Genomic DNA, 12190 nt, shown 5'->3' on the forward strand with positions numbered 1-12190 from the left:
TACAGCCGCCGTCTTCGCAGGGTGTTCTACATGTCGGCGCAGACGAGCATGATGCGCGAAGGGCCGAGCCGGGACTTCTACCTCAAGAAGCGCGGTGAAGGACTCAGGCACGTTCAGGCTGTCATCGCCCTTGCTCGCCGACGGGCAAGCGTGCTGTGGGCCCTGCTGCGCGACAACCGCGTTTTCACCTCCGCCCCGCCGACCGCGCAGGCGGCTTGACCCGGTCATTGAAACTCCTTTCCATCGCGGTGATCAACGAGCTACGCCGCCGCAAGTTCGCACCACACGTACTTGCCTCGATCCCCGAACCGGGCCGTGGGCTGCCACCCCCAGTACTCCGCACAGGCCTTCACCAACCCCAGACCTCTTCCGTCCTCCAGCTCAGCCACCTGCTCCAGGGGCCGTGGTGGGTCCGGCGGGGCGGGGTCGGTGTCCCAGGCCCCGATCCACACCGTGCCCTCCGGGGTGCGGCGGACCCTGAGCGCGGCGGGCCCCTTTGTGTGCCGTACGGCATTGGAGACCAGCTCCGCCGCGAGCAGTTCCGCGGTGTCCACGATGCCGATGAGCCCGTGCAGGGTCAGGATCAGGCGCAGGGTGCGGCGGCACACCGTCACGGCTCTGAGGTCGTTGGGGACGTAGAGCGTGTAGTCCCAGGACTCGATTTCGGGCATGCGTCATCAACTCCGGTTGGTGAGTGGGGTTTTCGCGCAGGGTGGCATCGTCGTAATCGCGGTGCGCTTCCACTGCGTATGCGGTACGTCACCGACGGTAGGGGTAACCTGTAACCCGTGGCAAGCTGATCGTGTGATCCACCCCCGAAAGAGGAGAAGCAACTCATGGTCCAAAGGCGCGAACCAACAGCACGTCAGGTGCGCCTGGGGGTCGAACTGCGCAGGCTTCGGGAGGCGGCTGGACTCACCGCCATTCAGTCGGCGGCGCTGCTCGGGGCGAACAGGGTCCAGATCAGCCACATCGAGTCGGGGCTTAAGGGAGTGAGCGAAGAGCGACTCCGCCGCCTCGCATCCCACTACGCCTGCACGGACGAGGATTTCATCACCGCGCTCGTCTCCATGGCTACCGATCGGGTGCGCGGCTGGTGGGAGGAGTACCGGGGTCTGCTGCCCACGTCGTTCCTGGACCTGTCCGAGCTGGAGCATCACGCCCGGTTCCTGCGTCACGTGGCGATCCTGTACGTTCCAGGCCTGCTGCAGACGGAGGACTACGCCCGCGCCGTATTCTCGTCCCGGCTGCCTGAACTCACCCATGAAGAGCTTGAATTGCGCATCCAGCACCGAAGGGCGCGCCAGCAGATCACCATTCCGTACGAGGCGCTGATCCATGAGGCGGCGCTTCGCATCAGAGTCAGCGACCGTGTCACCTCGAAGGCCCAGCTCGCCCGTCTCCTTGAACTCTCCGAGGCGGGCCATGTCACCTTGCGCGTCATCCCCTTCGACCTCGACGGCTTCGCCGCCTCAAGCGCGATGACGTACGTCGGTGGCCCCATGTCCAAGCTGGATACGGTCGTACGGGACGCGCCTCATGGCACAGTCCTTATCGATTCTGAGGCCCAGCTCAACATTTATCGAACGCGCTTCCGTATGGTGGAGGGTGCGTCACTCGGACCGACCGAGTCCCGTGACTTCATCCACCGGCTGGCAAAAGAGCTGTGAGGCCCCCCATGGACAACTGGCGGAAGTCTTCCTACTCGGGCGAGGGCGACGGCAACGAGTGCGTGGAGATAGCCACCGCCCCCACGTACGTCGCCATCCGCGACTCCAAGAATCCCGCCCGAGCCACCCTCACCTTCCCCACCCCCACCTTCACCACCTTCCTCGAAGCCCTGAAGAACCTGCAGGAGCGGTAACCCGCTGTCACACCCCACCGGTACCGTCGGATCATGGCTCAACAGGCGGGGACACAGACCGGCGAGCGTCGGCTCGCCGTGCTCGAAGGCGTGCTGGAGAGGATCACGTACGCCAATGAGGAGAACGGCTATACGGTCGCCCGGGTCGACACGGGAAGAGGCGGCGGAGACCTCCTCACGGTCGTCGGCGCGCTGCTCGGCGCCCAGGTAGGGGAGTCGCTGCGCATGGAGGGCCGCTGGGGGTCGCACCCCCAGTACGGCAAGCAGTTCCACGCCGAGAACTACACGACCGTCCTGCCCGCCACCGTCCAGGGCATCCGGCGCTATCTGGGGTCCGGGCTGGTCAAGGGGATCGGGCCCGTCTTCGCCGACCGGATCACCCAGCACTTCGGCCTGGACACGCTGCGGATCATCGAGGAGGAGCCCAAGCGGCTCGTCGAGGTGCCGGGGCTGGGCCCGAAGCGGACGAAGAAGATCGCCGATGCCTGGGAGGAGCAGAAGGCGATCAAGGAGGTCATGCTCTTTCTGCAGACCGTCGAGGTGTCGACGTCCATCGCGGTGCGGATCTACAAGAAGTACGGGGACGCGTCGATCTCGGTCGTCAAGGACCATCCGTACCGGCTCGCCGCCGACGTCTGGGGCATCGGGTTCCTCACCGCCGACAAGATCGCCCAGTCCGTCGGGATTCCGCACGACAGCCCGGAGCGGGTCAAGGCCGGTCTGCAGTACGCGCTGTCGCAGTCCGCGGACCAGGGGCACTGCTTCCTGCCGGAAGAGCGGCTGATCTCCGACGCCGTGAAGCTGCTCGCCGTCGACACCGGGCTGGTCATCGAGTGCCTCGCCGAGCTGGCCGAGCCGGGAGAGGACGGCGAGGAACCGGGCGTCGTACGGGAGAGGGTGCCCGGGCCGGGCGGTGACGACTCCGAACCCGTCACCGCCATCTACCTCGTCCCCTTCCACCGCGCGGAGCTGTCCCTCTCCGCCCAGCTGCTGCGCCTCCTGCGTACGGACGACGACCGGATGCCGGGCTTCCAGGACGTCGACTGGGACAAGGCCCTCGGCTGGCTGAAGGCGCGCACCGGGGTCGATCTCGCGCCCGAGCAGGAGGCCGCCGTGCGCCTCGCGCTCACCCAGAAGGTCGCCGTGCTGACCGGCGGACCCGGCTGCGGCAAGTCCTTCACCGTGCGCTCGATCGTGGAGCTGGCCCGCGCCAGGCGCGCCAAGGTGCTGCTGGCCGCGCCCACCGGGCGGGCCGCCAAGCGGCTCGCCGAGCTGACCGGCGCCGAGGCCTCCACCGTCCACCGGCTGCTGGAGCTGAGGCCCGGCGGAGATGCCGCCTATGACCGGGACCGGCCGCTCGATGCCGATCTGGTGGTGGTGGACGAGGCCTCCATGCTAGACCTCCTCCTCGCCAACAAGCTGGTCAAGGCGGTGCCGCCCGGTGCGCACCTCCTCTTCGTGGGGGACGTGGACCAGTTGCCCAGCGTGGGTGCGGGCGAGGTGCTGCGCGATCTGCTCGCCGACGGCGGTCCCATCCCCGCCGTCCGGCTCACCCGGGTCTTCCGGCAGGCCCAGCAGTCCGGTGTCGTCACCAACGCGCACCGGATCAACGCGGGGCAGCATCCGCTGACCGACGGGCTGAAGGACTTCTTCCTCTTCGTCGAGGACGACACGGAGGAGGCGGGCCGGCTCACGGTGGATGTGGCGGCGCGCCGGATTCCGGCCAAGTTCGGGCTCGACCCGCGCCGGGACGTCCAGGTGCTCGCGCCGATGCACCGGGGCCCGGCCGGGGCGGGCGCCCTGAACGGGCTGCTCCAGCAGGCCATCACCCCGGGCCGCCCCGACCTGCCCGAGAAGCGGTTCGGTGGCCGGGTCTTCCGTGTCGGCGACAAGGTCACCCAGATTCGCAACAATTACGAGAAAGGGAACAACGGTGTCTTCAACGGCACCGTCGGCGTCGTCACCGCGCTCGATCCGGTCGACCAGCGCCTGACGGTGCTGACGGACGAGGACGAGGAGGTTCCGTACGAATTCGACGAACTGGACGAACTGGCGCATGCGTACGCGGTCACCATCCACCGTTCGCAGGGGAGTGAATATCCCGCTGTGGTGATTCCGGTCACGACCGGAGCATGGATGATGCTGCAGCGGAACCTGCTGTACACGGCGGTGACACGGGCCAAGCGGCTGGTCGTTCTCGTCGGTTCACGCAAGGCGATCGGACAGGCCGTGCGCACGGTGTCGGCGGGACGGCGTTGCACAGCACTGGACTTCCGGCTCCACGGGTCCTGACCTGCGACCGAGCAGGCACAGCGATCTGCATCACAAAAAATGATCGATCAAATGAGTCGTGAAGGTCACAGAGCACTTCCAGATGCCGTTCCGAGGGGGCAGGATGGGCAAGTTGGCGGCACTGAGTGCCGCCAATGGGCCCAATGGTCGACCCCGAGTGCACTCTCCTGAGCCAAATGGGGGATGGTAGAGACAGTCAGGGCACCTCGAAGATGAGGCACTACGTCGGTGAGGGAAGACGTGAGCGACAACTCTGTAGTACTGCGGTACGGCGACGGCGAGTACACCTACCCGGTGGTCGACAGCACCGTCGGCGACAAGGGCTTCGACATCGGGAAGCTCCGCGCCCAGACCGGTCTGGTGACTCTGGACAGCGGGTACGGCAACACGGCCGCCTATAAATCCGCCGTCACCTACCTCGACGGGGAGTCGGGCATCCTCCGCTACCGCGGCTACCCCATCGAGCAGCTGGCCGAGCGCTCCACCTTCCTCGAGGTGGCGTACCTGCTGATCAACGGCGAGCTGCCCACCGTCGACGAGCTCTCGACGTTCAAGAACGACATCACGCGGCACACCCTGCTGCACGAGGACGTCAAGAACTTCTACAAGGGCTTCCCGCGCGATGCCCACCCGATGGCCATGCTGTCCTCGGTCGTCTCGGCGCTGTCCACGTTCTACCAGGACAGCCACAACCCACACGACGAGAAGCAGCGCGACCTCTCCACGATCCGGCTGCTCGCCAAGCTCCCGACGATCGCGGCGTACGCGTACAAGAAGTCGATCGGCCACCCGTTCGTCTACCCGCGCAACGACCTCGGCTACGTCGAGAACTTCCTGCGCATGACCTTCTCGGTCCCGGCTCAGGAGTTCGAGCTGGACCCGGTCGTGGTGGCCGCGCTGGACAAGCTGCTCATCCTGCACGCCGACCACGAGCAGAACTGCTCGACCTCGACGGTCCGCCTGGTGGGTTCGTCCCAGGCCAACATGTTCGCGTCGATCTCGGCCGGCATCAGCGCCCTGTGGGGCCCGCTGCACGGCGGTGCCAACCAGTCCGTGCTGGAGATGCTGGAGGGCATCCGCGACTCCGGCTCCGACGTCGACACCTTCATCCGCAAGGTGAAGAACAAGGAGGACGGCGTCCGCCTGATGGGCTTCGGCCACCGGGTCTACAAGAACTTCGACCCGCGCGCCAAGATCATCAAGGCCGCCGCGCACGACGTGCTCTCCGCGCTGGGCAAGGAGGACGAGCTTCTCGACATCGCCCTGAAGCTGGAGGAGCACGCCCTCTCCGACGACTACTTCGTCGAGCGCAAGCTCTACCCGAACGTCGACTTCTACACCGGTCTGATCTACCGGGCCATGGGCTTCCCGACCGAGATGTTCACGGTCCTGTTCGCCCTCGGCCGGCTCCCGGGCTGGATCGCCCAGTGGACCGAGATGATCAAGGAGCCGGGCTCCCGCATCGGCCGCCCGCGCCAGATCTACACGGGCGTGGAGCTGCGCGACTTCGTCCCGGTCGAGGAGCGCTGACACCTGCCGGTGAGGGGCGCCGGTTCGGCTGGTGCCCGGTGGGTCGTTTCTCCTGGTCGCCGGTGGCGTCGGTCGGTCTGACGGGGTGGGTCGGTGATGGCTCGGAGGTCGGCCGGGGGTCCGGGGGGTGTCCCCCGGGCCGGCACAGCCGCGGGCGGCGTCGAGCGCGACTTCGTCCCGGTTGAGGAGCGCTGACACCTGCCGGTGAGGGGTGCCGGTTCGGCTGGTGCCCGGTGGGTCGTTTCTCCTGGTCGCCAGTGGCGTCGGTGGTGAGGGCGCGAGCGCGCGGAGACCCGAGAGGCTGAGCACGGTCGTGGTCTCGGCGCCGGCTGAAGGCGCTCCGGAGGCGAACCGAGCCACGAAAGAAAGCGAAACATAGCGGAAGGCGCCCTGTCGCCGGTCCCCCCACGGGCCGACGACCAGGGCGCCTTCCCATGTCCCGGTGCGGATTCCCCCCACGGGATCCGGCCGGGCGCTCGGAGAGGACAGCGCCTGAATCGCTGTCGGTGAGCAGAATGAGCAAAACTCGCCCTGCTCCAGTGATGCGGTGCGATCTGCCGGGACAACGCACGCTGGGAGGGCCGCTCAAAGCTCCCCGGTGTGCGTGCCCCGGCAACGCATCTCTGAGGAAGTCCCCCAAGACATCCCCAGATGCCGGCTGACGCCCCCCAAGACGCCGAACCGACATCGCCAACTTAGACCTTCGAACCCCTTCGATGGTTACGTTCGCATCACTGTGATCTGCGTCTCTTGCATATGTCCGTTAGGTGCGCAAGAGCCCCGATCGACGATCGGGGCCCAAGCGTAAGGATGATGCGCGAGCCTTGTGAAGAGCTTATGTGAGGCTCGCGTCGGACTCTAGGGGGTCTCTTACTTCCGCTTGCGGTGAACCGCCGGTAACCCCGCGGGACTTCAGCGGAAGCGACGCAGCCGCAGACTGTTGGTCACCACCAACACCGAGGAGAAGGCCATCGCCGCCCCGGCGATCATCGGATTGAGCAGTCCGGCGGCGGCCAGCGGCAGTGCGGCCACGTTGTAGCCGAAGGCCCACACCAGGTTGCCCTTGATGGTGGTGAGCGTCCGCCGGGACAGCCGGATGGCGTCCGCGGCCACCCGCAGGTCCCCGCGCACCAGCGTCAGGTCCCCGGCCTCGATCGCCGCGTCCGTGCCGGTGCCCATGGCGAGGCCCAGGTCGGCGGTGGCGAGCGCGGCCGCGTCGTTGACGCCGTCGCCGACCATGGCCACGGTCCGCCCCTCGCGCTGCAGCCGCCGTACGACATCCACCTTGTCCTCGGGGAGCACCTCGGCGAACACGTTCTCGGCGTCGATGCCGACGGTCTTCGCGACCGCCTCCGCGACCGTGCGGTTGTCCCCGGTGAGCAGCACCGGCGTGAGTCCGAGCGCCCGCAGCTCGCGTACCGCCTCGGCGCTGGTCTCCTTGACCGCGTCGGCGACCGCGAGCACCCCGCGGGCCCGGCCGTCCCAGCCGGCCACGACGGCCGTACGCCCCTCCTGCTCGGCCTCGCGCGCCGCGCGGGCCAGCTCCTGCGGAAGGACGTCGTAGAGGCGCCCCACGGCCACCTCACGGCCGTTCACGCGCCCGCGTACGCCCCGCCCGGGGACGTTCTCGAATTGCTCGACCACCGGCAGCTCCCCGGCGCGCTCCTCCGCACCGGCGGCGATCGCGCGGGCGACCGGGTGCTCGGAGGCGTGCTCCAGGGCGCCGGCGAGGCGCAGCAGCTCTCCCTCGTCCTCGCCGTCGGCGACGTGGACCGCCTGGAGGGTCATCCGGCCGGTGGTGACCGTGCCGGTCTTGTCGAGGACGACCGTGTCGACGCGGCGCGTGGACTCCAGCACCTCGGGGCCCTTGATGAGGATGCCGAGCTGGGCGCCGCGCCCGGTGCCGACCATCAGCGCGGTCGGCGTGGCGAGGCCCAGGGCGCAGGGGCAGGCGATGATCAGCACGGCGACGGCGGCGGTGAACGCCGAGGCCGCGTCCGAGGTGAGGCCCAGCCAGACGACGGACGTGGCGAGCGCGATCAGCATGACCACGGGCACGAAGACCGCGGAGATCCGGTCGGCGAGGCGCTGCACCTCGGCCTTGCCGTTCTGCGCGTCCTCCACGAGCCGCGCCATCCGCGCGAGCTGGGTGTCGGCGCCGACCCGGGTGGCCTCGACGACCAGCCGGCCGCCCGCGTTGACCGTGGCGCCGGTGACCCGGTCGCCCGGACCGACGTCCACCGGCACCGACTCTCCGGTCAGCATGGACGCGTCCACCGCGGAGACGCCCTCGATCACCGTGCCGTCGGTGGCGATCTTCTCGCCGGGCCGTACGACGAACCGGTCGCCGACGGCCAGGGAGCCGACCGGGATACGGACCTCGCGGCCGTGGCGCAGTACCGCGACGTCCTTGGCGCCCAGCTCCATCAGCGCCTTTAGGGCCGCCCCCGCGCGCCGCTTGGAGCGGGCCTCCAGATAGCGGCCGAGCAGGATCAGGGCGACGACGCCGGCGGCGACCTCCAGATAGATGGTGGAGGCGCCGTCCATGCGCGAGACGGTGAAGCGGAACTCGTCGTGCATGCCGGTCATGCCCGCGTCACCGAAGAACAGGGCCCACAGCGACCAGCCGAACGCGGCCAGCGTGCCCACCGAGACCAGGGTGTCCATGGTGGCGGCGCCGTGCCGGGCGTTGGTCCAGGCGGCCCGGTGGAAGGGCGCGCCGCCCCAGACGACCACGGGTGCGGCGAGGGTCAGCGAGAGCCACTGCCAGTTGTCGAACTGCAGCGCCGGGATCATCGCGAGCAGGACGACGGGCGCGGCGAGCAGCGCGGAGACGAGCAGGCGGTGGCGGAGCGCGCCGAGTTCGGCATCCCGCTCGGGGGTCTCCGGAGCCGCCGCGGGCTGCGGCTGCTGCGGCGCGGGCTCCTCGGCGGTGTACCCCGTCTTCTCCACGGTGGCGATCAGGTCGGCGACATGGACGCCCTCGCCGAAGGCGATCTTGGCCTTCTCGGTGGCGAAGTTGACGGTGGCGCTGACGCCCTCCATCCGGTTGAGCTTCTTCTCCACCCGGGCGGCGCAGGAAGCGCAGGTCATGCCGCCGATGAGCAGCTCGACCTCGGAGGCGGGGGCTATCGCGGTCGCGTTCTCTGCGGTGGTGCTGGTCATGTCCGGACTCCAGACATCGGACCGAGCCGTACGGATCCAGTATCAGCTGGTCGGCACGGCCCGGTCGGGGAAAGGTTTCGGATCCCGCGCGGGCGCCGGGACCTGTCAGGCCCGGCCGGCCAGCTCGAAGCCGGCCTCGTCCACGGCGGCGCGCACGGTCTCGTCGTCCAGCGGGGCCGCGGAGACCACGGTCACCTCGCCGGTCGACGCGACGGCCTTCACCGAGCTGACGCCGGGGATCTGGGAGATCTCGCCGGAGACGGAGCCTTCGCAGTGGCCGCAGCTCATGCCGGTCACCTTGTAGACGGTGGTGACGGAGCCCTGGGTGTCGGTGTGGGCGGTCATGTCGTTACTCCTCGTCGAGGCGTGCGGGGCCAATGGGGCCCGCGGGGGAACCCCATGTTCCTCACACTATACCCCTAGGGGGTATTTCTCCAAGAGGGTTCCCGGCGCGTCAGTGACCGCGCCCAGCCGACCCCGGCCAGGGCCACCAGAGCCAGCCCGCCCACCGAGAACAACGTGAACAGGTGTTCCTGCTCGGGGCTCGGCCGGACGAGGTACCCCTGCGCGAACAGCCGCGGCTGAGGTCCGACGCGGGTCAGCCGGGCGACCGCCCAGATCGCGAGGCCGTGCGTGGAGTCCCACAGGGTGTGCAGCAGGGACACGCCCAGGTAGGTGCCGTACACCGGCGCGGCGATGCGGAAGTCGCCGTTCAGGCGGCGCCGGGACAGCAGGGCGGCTCCGGCGACCGCGGTCCACAGGCCGTGCCCGAAGGGGGCGAGCACCCCGCGCAGGATCTCCGTCTCCAGCAGGGTGCGCAGGCCGACGCCCTCGGCGGAGACGGCCGCGGCGAACACGTACCCGGCGCTCTCCAGCGCCGCGAAGCCGAAGCCGACGGCCGCGCCGAGCACCAGTCCGGCCCGCGGCCCGCGCAGGAACGGCAGCCGGCGCAGCACGAACACCAGCGCCGCGAGCTTGGCCGCCTCCTCGGTCAGGCCGGCGACGGCGAACAGGGCGAGGGAGGGATGGCGCAGATACGACTCCATCAGCGCGGCCCCGAGTACGCCCAGGGCCCCGCCGGCCAGGAAGCAGCCGAGGATCGCGCTCACGCCCAGGTCCCGGCCGTGCCGCTCGTACGCCCACAGCACGAAGACGACCGGCACGAGAAAGCCGCCGAGCAGGATCAGCGTCGGCAGCAGGGTGCTGGTCCGCGTCTCGTAGGTGACCCACGCGGCCAGCGCCCACAGGGCGAGCCCGCCGCCCAGGCAGCGCCGCCACAGGCCGGCGCCGATGCGGGGGTACGGCGGTGGCGGCTGCTGGGGGCCGGGGATGCGGGCCTTGGGCGTGCCCGGAGGCGGGGGGTGGCTCACGTCGGTCCCCTCGGAGCGCTGCTGGGCGATTTATCCGCACTGTAGGCAGATGTACCGGGCGGCGCAGTCCGGGTGGCGCTCCGGGGGTGACGCCGGCCGGGTTCGGGCCCGGCGCGGGCGAGCCGGTGGCACCGGTGGAGGAGAGGGAGGAGACGGGGTGTGAGGGTGGCGGTCACCGTGGCAGGGTGGGCCCATGAGAGCCGTGGTGTTCGAGCAGTTCGAAAAACCGGCCGAGGTGCGGGAGGTGCCCGATCCCGAACCCGCGCAGCACGGCGTGGTCGTCCGGGTGGAGGCCACCGGCCTCTGCCGCAGTGACTGGCACGGCTGGATGGGCCACGACCCCGACATCACGCTGCCGCATGTGCCCGGGCACGAACTCGCCGGTGTCGTCGAGGCGGTGGGCTCCCGGGTGACCGGATGGCGGCCCGGCGACCGGGTCACGGTGCCGTTCGTCTGCGCCTGCGGCAGCTGCCCGGCCTGCGCGGCGGGCGACCAGCAGGTGTGCGAGCGCCAGACCCAGCCGGGCTTCCACCACTGGGGCTCCTTCGCCGAGTACGTGGCGCTCGGCCACGCCGACGTGAACCTGGTGGCGATCCCGGACGACATGGCGTACGCCACCGCCGCCGCCCTCGGCTGCCGTTTCGCCACCGCCTTCCGCGCGGTGGTGCGGCAGGGCCGGGTGGCGGCGGGGGAGTGGGTCGCGGTGCACGGCTGCGGCGGGGTCGGGCTGTCGGCGGTGATGATCGCGGCGGCGGCCGGGGCCCGGGTGGTCGCCGTCGACGTGTCACCCCAAGCCCTGGACCTGGCACGGACGTTCGGCGCCGCGCAATGCGTCGACGCGACCGGTGTGACCGACCCGGCCGCCGTCGTCCGCGAGTTGACCGGTGGCGGCGCCCACCTCTCCCTCGACGCGCTCGGCTCGCCCGCCACCTGCGCGGCCTCCGTGAACGGCCTGCGCCGCCGCGGCCGGCACGTCCAGGTGGGCCTGCTGCCCTCACCGGACGGCACCACACCCGTCCCGCTGGCCCGCGCCATCGCCCTGGAGCTGGAACTCCTCGGCAGCCACGGCATGGCCGCCCACGCCTACCCCGGCATGCTCGGCCAGGTCCGCTCCGGCGTGCTGCGGCCCGAACTCCTGGTGACGTCCACGATCCCGCTCGACGCGACACCGGCGGCCCTCGCGGCGATGGGTACGGCACGAGGGGCCGGCGTCACGGTCATCGAGCCGTGGGCCCGGGGCTGAGCGGCGGGGTCGCGCCCGCCGGGGTCAGGCGTCCGGGTGGCGCCCGCGGTTGCCCGGCCGGGAGGCGACCCAGGCGCGGACGGTGTCGGCGCGCCAGTAGGGCTTGCCGCCCTCCACGTGGTCGGGCGGAGGCAGCAGCCCGTGCTTGCGATAGGACCGTACGGTGTCCGGCTGCACTCTGATGTGCGCCGCGATCTCCTTGTAGGACCACAGCTTTTGGTCGGTCATGAGTCGCACCTCTCCGCGCGTGCCACAGCGGCGACCGGGGGCGGCCGTCGGGGGAGCCGGGCGTTGCGCTGGCGATCACCAGGCCTGTGTCCGGTGAACGACGCAGAGTGACCGGAGGACAGCGCCTGTGGGCGCGGTGTGACGCACAACCCGCGTACGTGAGACACGCGTGACACAAAGAGGGCGTTTGTGACACGGCCGCCACAAAGGCGTGCGCCGGGGCGTCGGCGTGGCGCGTGGCACCCGTTCGCGAGGGCGGGCCGGGCCCGCTGCGTCGGACCCGGCCCGCCGGCTTCCCGCCTCCCCGGGGAACGTCTCCCGGACCGGCTTCCCCTAGGGCCTGTCGTCGGATTCCCGCCTGCCCCGCGGCGTCCGGCACGCACTCCCCCACTGCCTCAAGGGAGTGGGGACCCCCAGCCGCGTTGTCGTCGGTCGCCGACGCTCCCCCGCGCTCGACTGCGCTCGCGCGGGGGGACCCCCACCGTCGACTCCCTCCTC

The 12190-nt window shown here is 70.2% G+C and carries 10 protein-coding genes and 1 pseudogene; 6 read left to right on the plus strand and 5 right to left on the minus strand.

The features are described from left to right. Window positions 1-219 (plus strand): annotated as a pseudogene (locus AB0L75_RS43045) (IS110 family transposase); the annotation flags it as partial. A 41-nt stretch (window positions 220-260) separates the two neighbouring features. Here the strand turns inward: AB0L75_RS43045 and AB0L75_RS43050 are convergent. Next, complete coding sequence (locus tag AB0L75_RS43050) at window positions 261-671, minus strand: ATP-binding protein (RefSeq protein WP_365191753.1); 411 nt, start codon at window positions 669-671, stop codon at window positions 261-263. Between the two features lie 165 nt (window positions 672-836). Here AB0L75_RS43050 and AB0L75_RS43055 point away from each other — a divergent pair, with 165 nt between their 5' ends. The 4 genes from AB0L75_RS43055 to AB0L75_RS43070 all read left to right on the plus strand — a co-directional run bounded on the left by AB0L75_RS43055 (window position 837) and on the right by AB0L75_RS43070 (window position 5686). Next, window positions 837-1670: a helix-turn-helix transcriptional regulator gene (locus AB0L75_RS43055; protein WP_365191754.1), complete on the plus strand. Its 834-nt coding sequence runs from the start codon at window positions 837-839 to the stop codon at window positions 1668-1670. Window positions 1671-1678: 8 nt separating this feature from the next. Beyond that, a complete protein-coding gene (locus AB0L75_RS43060; RefSeq protein WP_365191755.1) occupies window positions 1679-1864 on the plus strand; it encodes a DUF397 domain-containing protein in 186 nt (61 codons plus the stop codon). Between the two features lie 33 nt (window positions 1865-1897). Beyond that, the gene (locus AB0L75_RS43065) at window positions 1898-4156 is read left to right on the plus strand and encodes an ATP-dependent RecD-like DNA helicase (protein WP_365191756.1); all 2259 of its coding nucleotides are present in this window, start codon (window positions 1898-1900) and stop codon (window positions 4154-4156) included. A gap of 240 nt (window positions 4157-4396) precedes the next feature. Continuing rightward, a complete protein-coding gene (locus AB0L75_RS43070) occupies window positions 4397-5686 on the plus strand; it encodes a citrate synthase (protein ID WP_365191757.1) in 1290 nt (429 codons plus the stop codon). A 912-nt stretch (window positions 5687-6598) separates the two neighbouring features. On the opposite strand, the gene AB0L75_RS43075 is transcribed toward AB0L75_RS43070, so the two are convergent. From AB0L75_RS43075 to AB0L75_RS43085, 3 genes are all read right to left on the minus strand, one after another. After that, on the minus strand, window positions 6599-8851 hold the full coding sequence (locus tag AB0L75_RS43075; RefSeq protein ID WP_365191758.1) for a heavy metal translocating P-type ATPase: 2253 nt from the start codon (window positions 8849-8851) through the stop codon (window positions 6599-6601). 105 nt (window positions 8852-8956) lie between these two features. Continuing rightward, window positions 8957-9196 (minus strand): heavy-metal-associated domain-containing protein, encoded by a 240-nt coding sequence (locus tag AB0L75_RS43080; protein ID WP_365191759.1) that lies wholly within the window; start codon window positions 9194-9196, stop codon window positions 8957-8959. A 74-nt stretch (window positions 9197-9270) separates the two neighbouring features. Continuing rightward, the gene (locus AB0L75_RS43085) at window positions 9271-10221 is read right to left on the minus strand and encodes a PrsW family intramembrane metalloprotease (protein ID WP_365191760.1); all 951 of its coding nucleotides are present in this window, start codon (window positions 10219-10221) and stop codon (window positions 9271-9273) included. A 193-nt stretch (window positions 10222-10414) separates the two neighbouring features. Here AB0L75_RS43085 and AB0L75_RS43090 point away from each other — a divergent pair, with 193 nt between their 5' ends. Beyond that, window positions 10415-11464, plus strand: coding sequence for a zinc-dependent alcohol dehydrogenase family protein (locus tag AB0L75_RS43090; RefSeq protein ID WP_365191761.1), 1050 nt, complete (start codon window positions 10415-10417; stop codon window positions 11462-11464). Window positions 11465-11488: 24 nt separating this feature from the next. Here the strand turns inward: AB0L75_RS43090 and AB0L75_RS43095 are convergent, their stop codons facing one another. Further along, window positions 11489-11692: a MerR family transcriptional regulator gene (locus tag AB0L75_RS43095; RefSeq protein ID WP_365191762.1), complete on the minus strand. Its 204-nt coding sequence runs from the start codon at window positions 11690-11692 to the stop codon at window positions 11489-11491. Window positions 11693-12190: the final 498 nt, after the last annotated feature.

The organism is Streptomyces sp. NPDC052101 (genome assembly GCF_040680235.1).
GTDB lineage: Bacteria > Actinomycetota > Actinomycetes > Streptomycetales > Streptomycetaceae > Streptomyces.

What these genes read in the sequence shown, in the direction of transcription:
- AB0L75_RS43050 (WP_365191753.1), bottom strand. Translation starts at nt 671, where the DNA reads ATGCCCGAAATCGAGTCCTGGGACTACACGCTCTACGTCCCCAACGAC.
- AB0L75_RS43090 (WP_365191761.1), top strand. Translation starts at nt 10,415, where the DNA reads ATGAGAGCCGTGGTGTTCGAGCAGTTCGAAAAACCGGCCGAGGTGCGG.
- AB0L75_RS43055 (WP_365191754.1), top strand. Translation starts at nt 837, where the DNA reads ATGGTCCAAAGGCGCGAACCAACAGCACGTCAGGTGCGCCTGGGGGTC.
- AB0L75_RS43060 (WP_365191755.1), top strand. Translation starts at nt 1,679, where the DNA reads ATGGACAACTGGCGGAAGTCTTCCTACTCGGGCGAGGGCGACGGCAAC.
- AB0L75_RS43075 (WP_365191758.1), bottom strand. Translation starts at nt 8,851, where the DNA reads ATGACCAGCACCACCGCAGAGAACGCGACCGCGATAGCCCCCGCCTCC.
- AB0L75_RS43095 (WP_365191762.1), bottom strand. Translation starts at nt 11,692, where the DNA reads ATGACCGACCAAAAGCTGTGGTCCTACAAGGAGATCGCGGCGCACATC.
- AB0L75_RS43065 (WP_365191756.1), top strand. Translation starts at nt 1,898, where the DNA reads ATGGCTCAACAGGCGGGGACACAGACCGGCGAGCGTCGGCTCGCCGTG.
- AB0L75_RS43080 (WP_365191759.1), bottom strand. Translation starts at nt 9,196, where the DNA reads ATGACCGCCCACACCGACACCCAGGGCTCCGTCACCACCGTCTACAAG.